This is a genomic window from Flavicella sp. (assembly GCF_037132785.1).
In the GTDB taxonomy this organism is placed as follows: domain Bacteria; phylum Bacteroidota; class Bacteroidia; order Flavobacteriales; family Flavobacteriaceae; genus Flavicella.
The window spans coordinates 1-9,083 of sequence record NZ_JBAHZZ010000155.1 but is presented as its reverse complement, the minus strand read 5'-3'; the positions used below and the strand labels follow the sequence as shown (position 1 = coordinate 9,083).

General features: G+C 27.8%; 6 protein-coding genes and 1 pseudogene. 2 read left to right on the top strand and 5 right to left on the bottom strand.

The genetic code is table 11. The annotated features are described in order from the left end of the window. Positions 1–238 precede the first annotated feature (238 nt). The 4 genes from V5787_RS10080 to rnr all read right to left on the bottom strand — a co-directional run bounded on the left by V5787_RS10080 (position 239) and on the right by rnr (position 6,324). A complete protein-coding gene (locus tag V5787_RS10080; protein ID WP_336893104.1) occupies positions 239–2,833 on the bottom strand; it encodes a TonB-dependent receptor in 2,595 nt (864 codons plus the stop codon). Between the two features lie 209 nt (positions 2,834–3,042). Then, complete coding sequence (tatA, locus tag V5787_RS10075) at positions 3,043–3,243, bottom strand: twin-arginine translocase TatA/TatE family subunit (RefSeq protein WP_336893103.1); 201 nt, start codon at positions 3,241–3,243, stop codon at positions 3,043–3,045. Positions 3,244–3,363: 120 nt separating this feature from the next. Further along, complete coding sequence (locus V5787_RS10070) at positions 3,364–4,038, bottom strand: DUF2807 domain-containing protein (protein WP_336893102.1); 675 nt, start codon at positions 4,036–4,038, stop codon at positions 3,364–3,366. A 72-nt stretch (positions 4,039–4,110) separates the two neighbouring features. Beyond that, positions 4,111–6,324 (bottom strand): ribonuclease R, encoded by a 2,214-nt coding sequence (gene rnr / locus V5787_RS10065; RefSeq protein WP_336893101.1) that lies wholly within the window; start codon positions 6,322–6,324, stop codon positions 4,111–4,113. A gap of 1,296 nt (positions 6,325–7,620) precedes the next feature. On the opposite strand from rnr, the gene V5787_RS10060 reads away from it, so the two are divergent. After that, complete coding sequence (locus V5787_RS10060; protein ID WP_336893100.1) at positions 7,621–8,262, top strand: O-methyltransferase; 642 nt, start codon at positions 7,621–7,623, stop codon at positions 8,260–8,262. Between the two features lie 50 nt (positions 8,263–8,312). On the opposite strand, the gene V5787_RS10055 is transcribed toward V5787_RS10060, so the two are convergent. Then, the gene (locus V5787_RS10055; RefSeq protein ID WP_336893099.1) at positions 8,313–8,585 is read right to left on the bottom strand and encodes a twin-arginine translocase TatA/TatE family subunit; all 273 of its coding nucleotides are present in this window, start codon (positions 8,583–8,585) and stop codon (positions 8,313–8,315) included. Positions 8,586–8,981: 396 nt separating this feature from the next. Here V5787_RS10055 and V5787_RS10050 point away from each other — a divergent pair. Then, positions 8,982–9,083: pseudogene (locus tag V5787_RS10050) on the top strand (IS1595 family transposase); the annotation flags it as partial.

Here is a 9,083-nt window from a genome sequence, read left to right as displayed (position 1 = left end):
AATCACAAATGCTATCTGCAAAAGTAGGTGTTATTTGTAGTTTCATGGCTTGAATATACATCTTAATAAACTAACAAACAATGATTTATATCCTAAGTTTGGATGTTTGTTTTTGTCATGTACCTTGCAACGGTCTTAAGACATCAACGAACTCAACTACTATAATTAATAGAATTTTCCATACATTAAGTTATTGAATGGAGGTTAGTTTTCATAAATGGACAAAATAGAAATAATTTTACTTAAAATGATCTTCTGCTGATGCTTTTTTAACTTTCTTAGATTTAACGTTATTAAATGTATAAGTGACTCCAAGTTCCACAATAGGACCATTTCTATGATACTCTGTTTCTTGATAAAATATTTGTTGATTATCTTTATTATAAGCATTGGTATCAAGGTATTGCAAATTACTACTCAATAAATCCAAACCTCTCAAACTAAAATCCCAACCTTCCAGTTTTTCTGGTGAATAATTAAAAGAAATATTTGCCATTTGAAAATAGTCGTTAGAGCCTTGAGAGGTAACTGTTGCCGACTTATAGTTATAATCAAAAGTTACACTTGTTTCTTTAGACATATCAATATTCATATTTCCTTTTAAACTCCAATTGGTGCTTTCTTGGTCAACAGCATAACCAAATACATCACCTTTAATTATAAAATTATACAAGGAACCTCCAACTAATAATTTTGCCCAAGAACTTATAAATAAATTAGCCGTTAACTCCCCTCCTATTGCAGTAGAATTACCTGCATTTGTATAAAACCGTATCAAAACATCTTCTTGTAAAATTTCATGAATAGATTCATTTTCAATAGCTGTGGTAGTTGTATTTACTCTAAACACCGCATTTTCTGTGCCTCTATAAAAACCAGTTATGTTGATGTTTTGTTTACCAATATTGGTCTCATAAGAAAATTCAATATTATTCAAATATTCAGACTCTAAATTTGGATCTCCAATAACATATACCTCAAAATGGCGGCGGTATAAAAATGGAGTCATTTTAGTTAAAGAAGGACGGTTAATTCTTCTACTAGCAACTAATATATATTTGCTATTGTCATTTACTTGGTAGTTGATATGAGCAGACGGAAATAAATCTAATTTAGTTTGATAATAATTGCTCTCATCAGATAAACCAAAATCTTTTAAATAAGATGTGTTGTCTATATAGATTTTCTGATTTCCATATTCTGTACGCAAACCAAAATTATAAGTCCATTTTCCTGAAAATCTAATATAGTCAATATAAGTAGCATATACTGTTCTGTCTAAATCAATATAATTATCAAATTCAACATCATTTACTTCAATTTCTTCATTGTCATATACATAATCCCCTTTAATTCCAATATACTGGACTTGTGAACCTACTCCTAAAGTGGACTTATCATCAAATATTTTTTCATAATCCACAGATATACGATACCCTTTTAAAGGTGTATTGTCATACATTTCATAAATATTACGTTCATTAAAATTTTTATAATTAGTTTCAATATCATTATTCAAATCTTCACTAGAACTGTAAAAATAATTAGTATTCGTAAGATCTCTACTCAAACCAGAACTTTCATAAGTACCCGATAATATTAAGTTAGATCCATCTTCTAAATCAACCGTAAAATCAATACTTGCAGTGTTATAGTCTCCATATCTATTGTCTTTATTTGGATTGTAAATATATTGCTCCTTAGAATAAACATTTCCATCTACATCACCATAAAAAGTATGATACTCATAATAAGCAGCTCTACCGTTGTTTCTACTTCCATAAAAATAAGAGAAAGACAATTCTTTAGAATCACTCAAATAAAAATCCACACCAATATTGGCAGAATAATATTTATACCATTCAGGTCTTTCCCCTTGAGCATTCATATGAAAATAAGCAGAAGGACTTGTTTGATCATTTTCTACCAAAATACGTGCACGTCCAATACGCATCCCATTTACATTTTTTTCGTTGTAATTAAGAAATCCGTATAAAGAATATTTTTTTGTGTTATACATCAAATTGATTCCTGCTGCATAACGATTATCATTGATTTTATACGCACTGTACACATCAGTTTTATTAGACCATGGTGCACCACCAAGCGTTCCATTTGCAGTTGCAGCAAAACCCTCAATTCCTTTGGTTTTTGTTTTTATATTGATAATTCCTCCTTTTCCTTGCGCATCGTAACGAGCAGTAGGGACAGAAATTATATCAATTTTGTCAATATCATTACTAGAAATTTGATTTAAAAGCGTCGAAGCATCAATATTGGTAGGTTTCCCATTTAAATATACCATAAAATCAGAAGAACCACGAACGCTAACACTTCCGTCAGGTCCAACAGATACAGATGGTAATTTTCCTAATACATCAGCAGCATTTCCACCTTTTGTAGTTTTAAAATCTTTAGCAGAATATGTTTTTCTATCTATTTTAGATACTTGTGTTTTATTTATACCAGATATTTCTACTTCACCCAAAGCTTCTATATTCACAACTAAATAAATTCTACCAAGGTTTACAACCTGATTTTTATTTTTTATTTCTACATTTCTAATTACTGTATCCACAAACCCAATATATGAAATCACAATGGTATAATTGTCTGGAGTTAATTTTCCTAAATTAAATTTTCCATTGTCATCAGAACTTGTACCATAAGTTATGTCAGTTGACTTGATAACTACCGTTGCAAAAGGAACAGATTCATCTGATACTTTGTCTATAATTATTCCCTTAATATGACCATCTTGAGCCTTTAAGGTTGTATTTTTCAAAAAAAACAATCCTAAAATTGTAAAGATAATTTTCACTGTTTTTTTCATGGTCTTTATTAATGATTGTAAAAATATTCCTGTAATAATAATTAATTTTATTTACTATAAAATAATATAATTTTTATAGTAATAATTGATCTTTTACTTATTTTTCAAACACTCTTTATATTGTTACAATCCCTTACTAAATTTATTTTTTTATAAAAAAAATCGAAGCTGAATAATCAACTTCGATTTTTATATAAGTAAAACATTAACTACTTTTTAGTTTTATCGTCTTTTTCTTTATTATCTATATCTTCTTCTTTGGCTGCTTTCTTAAATTCTTTAATACCACCACCAAGTCCTTTCATTAATTCTGGAATCTTACGACCTCCAAAAAGTAACAATACTACAACTATAATTAATATTACTTGTGGTGGACCAATCATTCCTAAAAATATGCTTGATAAATTCATTTCTTCCTAGTTTAGAAAGCAAAGATAATAACTTTGTTTTACATTTAATGATTTTTTTAAAAATCAAATAAATTATTCCTCTTTGTCTTTTTTAGTTTTATTTAATTCTACCTGTTCTGTTTAATATTTAGTTATTTTACCTCCAATAGATTCTTCAGTAGATATAGAATTAGGTTGCCCCGAATAAATAATTGATGCTCCAAATTTTGATTTTGCATCTAATATTCCAGAAACTTGTATTTCTGCTACAGCTCCAGTAGAAACATATATGATAGTTTGATTAGTATGTAAATCAAAACCTTTATAAGAAGCACCTGAAACCAATTTTACGTTTTGTGATTTTGCAATTCCTTTCAACTGAATATTTCCACCTGAAACACCTTTTATTTTTAAATAATCTACCTCAATTTCTAATTTTATAGAAGAACCATCTTGAGAATTTAATTTTAATTGTTTTTGTTCAAATATTTCCTTTGAAATAATTAAAGCTCCTTGGTTTACATCCAACTCACCAATATTACTATTGTAATACAAATCAATTTCTACTTTTTTTGAATCAAAAGAACTCCCAAATTTTAAACCTAATTTTAAAGTTCCTCTTTTGTTTTTAAAAGTTACACTCCCAGCCTCTTCTCCATGTATCTCAAGTTTTTGTTCTTCTGATTTAATCAAATTTACTTTTAAACCATTAGATACTTTTAATACGTCTATATTTTCAAGTTTTACACTCACTTCGTTTTGGGCAGTTACGATGGATACAACCAAAAATAACAATCCTACAATTATTTTTTTCATTCTTAATATTATTTAGTATCTAATCTATTAACAAAATTAATGCCATCACTAAAAAAGTGATGGAAATACATATTATTCATTCTGTATCAAGGTAAAATCTAAGTGTTTACGATCTAAATCTGTATTTTTCACTTTTACAGTAACCTCCGCACCTAATTGATACAATTTGTTTGTAGATTGACCCACCAAGGCATATTGCTTTTCATCATAAATATAATAATCATCTTTTATATCACGAGTTCTGACCATTCCCTCACATTTATTTTCGATAATCTCAACATAAATACCCCATTCAGTAACTCCAGAAATTACACCTAAAAACTCTTGATCCTCATGATCTTGCATATATTTAATTTGCATGTATTTGATGGAGTCTCTTTCTGCTTTGGTTGCTAAATATTCCATTTCGGAAGAATGTTTACATTTCTCTTCGTAGTCTTCTTTCTTTGGCGAAGGTTTTCCTTCTAAATAATTTTGTAATAAACGATGTGCCATCACATCAGGATATCTACGAATTGGGGACGTAAAATGAGAATAATGATCAAATGCTAATCCATAATGACCAATATTATCTGTAGTATACTCAGCTTTACTCATACAACGAATAGCCAAAGTTTCAATCATATTGGATTCTCCTTTTCCGTGTACATCATCTAATAATTTATTTAAACTATCAGATGTTGATTGTCTAGATTGTAAATCTATTTTATAACCAAATTTACCAATAATGCCTTGTAAGGAAGTAAGTTTGTCTATATTTGGTTCATCGTGTACACGATATACAAACGTATTTTTTGTAGGTCTTCCCTCTTTTCTACTAACAAATTCAGAAACTTTTCTGTTCGCAAGCAACATAAACTCTTCAATCAATTTATTTGCATCTTTAGATTCCTTAAAAAAAACTCCTAAAGGAACTGCATTTTCATCCAAATTAAATTTCACTTCTACTTTATCAAAAGTAATTGCACCGTCTTTTAAGCGCTTCTTACGCATTATTTTTGCTAAAGCATCTAACTTCAAAACAGCATTTACAATATCCTCTGAAACCTCATATGAAGTCTCTCTGATAGAAATATCTTCAGGAATAATAGCTTTCCTATTTTCTTTACCTTCTTCAATAATCACCTGAGCTTCTTCATACGAAAATCTTTGGTCAGAATAAGTCACTGTTCTTCCATACCATTCATTTACCAATTGTGCTTTTTTATTTAATTCAAATACTGCAGAAAAGGTTAATTTTTCTTCATGTGGACGTAAAGAACACACACCATTTGATAATTTTTCTGGCAACATAGGTACAACTCTATCAACTAAATAAACAGAAGTTGCTCTTTCATAAGCCTCTTTTTCCATTTCAGAATCTAAAGCTAAATAATGCGAAACATCAGCGATATGGATTCCTATTTCATAATTACCATTTTCTAAAATAGTATAAGATAAAGCATCATCAAAATCTTTTGCGTCTTTTGGATCTATCGTAAACGTTAAATCTTTACGCATATCTCTACGCTTGGAAATTTCCTCTTCTGTAATTGTTGTATCTAAATCTTTAGCTTCTTTTTCTACGTGCTCAGGAAATTCATAGGGCAATCCATATTCAGCCAAAATACTATGTATTTCAGTATTATGTTCTCCTGGCAATCCTAAAATTCTAGAAATAGATCCAAATGGATTCTTAGAATTTTCAGGCCACTCTGTAAGTTCTGCAATTACTTTTTCACCATCAACAGCACCATTTAATTGGTCTTTTGGTATAAAAATATCAGAATACATTTTGTTATTATCGGGCACTACAAAACCAAAGTTTTTACTTACTTGTAAAACACCAACAAAATTCGTTTTTGCACGTTCAATAATTTCAACGACATCTCCTTCTTTTTTTGAACTTCTACGTTTTTCATATACATATACTTTAACCGTGTCTTTGTCCAAACCTCTATTTATATTGATGGACGGAATAAATACATCTTTCTCAAAATCATCACAAATAAAATAAGCGTTTCCATTTGATGTTAAATCTAACGTTCCTATATGATAATTTTTATTCTGATTTAAAATAAATTTACCTCTCTCAACTTCTTCAATTTTTCCTTGACCTTTTAAATCTTCTAATTTTTTGATCACTTGCCCTCTCCCATTTGCATCTATAATATCTATTTTAGCACAAATTTGTTTGTAATTCAATATTTTAGTAGCATTGCTATTAAACGCAGTCATAATATTTCGGGTTAAATTTTTTATAACACTCCCTTTTTTTTTATATATTTTTTTCTTTCCTCTTGACATTCTAGTTTTTGATTTTTTTAAAAATACGAATTAAGCAATCGTATTTGTCATTCCTGTTATTATTAAAAGTGAAAATTAGCAGGAGCGAAATTTATGCAATTCTCTCTATTTAAAAACAGCTATAAATTTTATTAATTATGACTGTAAAGTTACACAATTTAAAAATAACAGCACTTGTTAGATTCTTAAGTAAATCATAATTTTATATTTTACTATCCAGCAAGTAAAAAAGTTTTATTTTAAATTGTTATAAACATATTATATTATATATATAGTTTTATTTTAAATTTTTAAAAAAGAATAATGGTATATTATAGTATGTTAATAGACCCAATAACTTTATTCTTTTTTTATTGCTATTGTCAGTTATCGATAATTCTACAAGGTTATGAATAGGTTATAAACAGGTTAATTAATTGATTTACAATAAAAGTATTTATGTTATTAACAAGTAGTATGAAATGTGTACTAACATAAAAAAGTAGATAGAATTCTATTATTACAATGCTTATAAGTACATTTTAAATTGTTGATAACTGTAGGTTAAAAACATGAAAGTAAATTTGGATATATGCTACCCTTCGCTGTATTGTTTTTTTTGTTATAAAAAGCAAATTTATTTATATAATCTTAATCCTTATTTGTTAACATTTAACTAATATAGTTAACCTCTTTATAATTAAGGTTTTATCTAAAAGTTATTAGAAGGCTTGTTAATATCTAGAGAAGTAACCTAATTACAATTTTTTTTACAATAATATAATTGGTAATAGTTTGATAATAAATAGATTAATATGTAGTAATACAATTTTAGAAGCTTTAAAAATTAATAAATAATTTAGAAGGAAATCAAATATTCGCATTAATTTTTACGGTAATAGAGAAAACTAAGGGGATTGAATAGAAGAAAGAGTTCCTCAATCCTGGGAGTAATGATGCATACAAAATATAGGTAATACTGAGTTAGGGAGCGCCTTAAAAATACATTAAAAAACGTTATGGAAAATATTTTGTAATTTTTAAAATGAGGACTTTACATGGTTTTAAGAACGAAGATATTTGTAAGTAATTAAATATTACAGAGTTTAATCTGTGAGTGATTATTCATAGGACTAGGATCCATACTATTTTTCATATTTCACACAAAAACAAAAACGTAACGGGGATGTGCTTCTATTTATATTGTTTTTATTCATTTTTTTTGATGTAAAATATGTTAGATTTACATAAAGAAAAATCTGTTGTATTTAACGTTTGAAGAGAAAAGTGCTAAATTGTAATAAATTATATGGAATAATGGAATTTTTACCCGAGAAGTTAGATGATTATATAATAGCACATTCTCAAGAAGAACCTAATATATTAAAAGAATTAAACAGAGAAACTTGGCAAAAAGTTTTAAATCCACGTATGTTAAGTGGAGGATTTCAAGGTCGTGTTTTATCTATGATTTCTAAATTAATTCAACCAAAAAAAATTTTAGAAATAGGAACTTATACCGGTTATTCTGCTTTATGTATAGCCGAAGGAATGTCGACTGAAGGAACTTTGCATACGATTGATAAAAATGAAGAACTGTATGATTTACAAAAAAAGTATTTTGATAAATCAGAGTATGGATCTCAAATAAAACAATATGTAGGAAATGCCCTTGACATTATCCCAATGATAGATGAAAAATTTGATTTGGTGTTTATAGATGCTGATAAATCTAATTACATCAATTACTTTGATTTGATTATAAATAAGATGAATAAAGGGGGAATTATTTTATCAGACAATGTATTGTGGAGTGGAAAGGTAATTGAAACCTTGAACCCAAAAGATGTAGATACTGCCGCTTTGTTGGAATTTAATAAATTGATGAATACTGATAATCGTATAGAAACTGTATTACTACCAATTCGAGACGGCTTGACTATTAGTAGAGTGAAATAATTTTTGAATTCTTAGTACTTAATTTTGAGTTGTTAGTTATAAAAAATAAATTAAAATTTACGTTTGATAGGTCCAGTCACATCGTCTATATCATCTTTAACAGATTCAATTTCTTTTTTGATGTCTTTGGTAACATCCAAATCTATGCCGTTTTTTTCGACACTAGAATTGATTTCTCTTTTTATATCATTGGTCGCATCTTTTATTTGACGCATGCCTTTTCCAAGTCCTCTTGCAATTTCTGGAATTTTATCAGCACCAAATAACATAACTACTATAAGCAGAACTATCATAATCTCTGGTGCTCCAATAAATAATATCATAATCGAAATATTTTACGACAAAGATAGTAATTAGCCTTGATAATTATTGAATTTTTTTTTTGTTAAGTTAGCAATTGGGGTTTTTATAATTGGATTTTTAAAATGTAAATGAGGAACTTGAAGATAGGTTTAGTTTGGACGTTAATTTTATAATAAATCAAATTTCATTTATTATAAAATCTAGCTTCATCTTGAAAATATAAATTCACACTAGAATACTTATCTTTATTTATACTAAATCTAATATCATGTAGTTTATTTGGTAGTTTTTAAAAAAGCATCTTGCGCTTTATCATCTTTCTTGTAATGTGATTTTTTTGAAACTTTAAGTTTAGTCTTAAAATATTTAATTAGTCATTTAGTTTCTGTATCTTAGTGTCATTAAATATAACAGATATGGATGTTTTTCAAGGTCAAAATATACTGAGTTTTATAAAAGAACTACCAAATGATGAAGCTTGTAAAGCTTATTTAGCCAAAATAAAATGGTCTGAAGGT

Coding starts and splice junctions, on each gene's coding strand:
- V5787_RS10080 (WP_336893104.1), bottom strand. CDS start 2,833: ATGAAAAAAACAGTGAAAATTATCTTTACAATTTTAGGATTGTTTTTT.
- tatA (WP_336893103.1), bottom strand. CDS start 3,243: ATGAATTTATCAAGCATATTTTTAGGAATGATTGGTCCACCACAAGTA.
- V5787_RS10070 (WP_336893102.1), bottom strand. CDS start 4,038: ATGAAAAAAATAATTGTAGGATTGTTATTTTTGGTTGTATCCATCGTA.
- rnr (WP_336893101.1), bottom strand. CDS start 6,324: ATGTCAAGAGGAAAGAAAAAAATATATAAAAAAAAAGGGAGTGTTATA.
- V5787_RS10060 (WP_336893100.1), top strand. CDS start 7,621: ATGGAATTTTTACCCGAGAAGTTAGATGATTATATAATAGCACATTCT.
- V5787_RS10055 (WP_336893099.1), bottom strand. CDS start 8,585: ATGATATTATTTATTGGAGCACCAGAGATTATGATAGTTCTGCTTATA.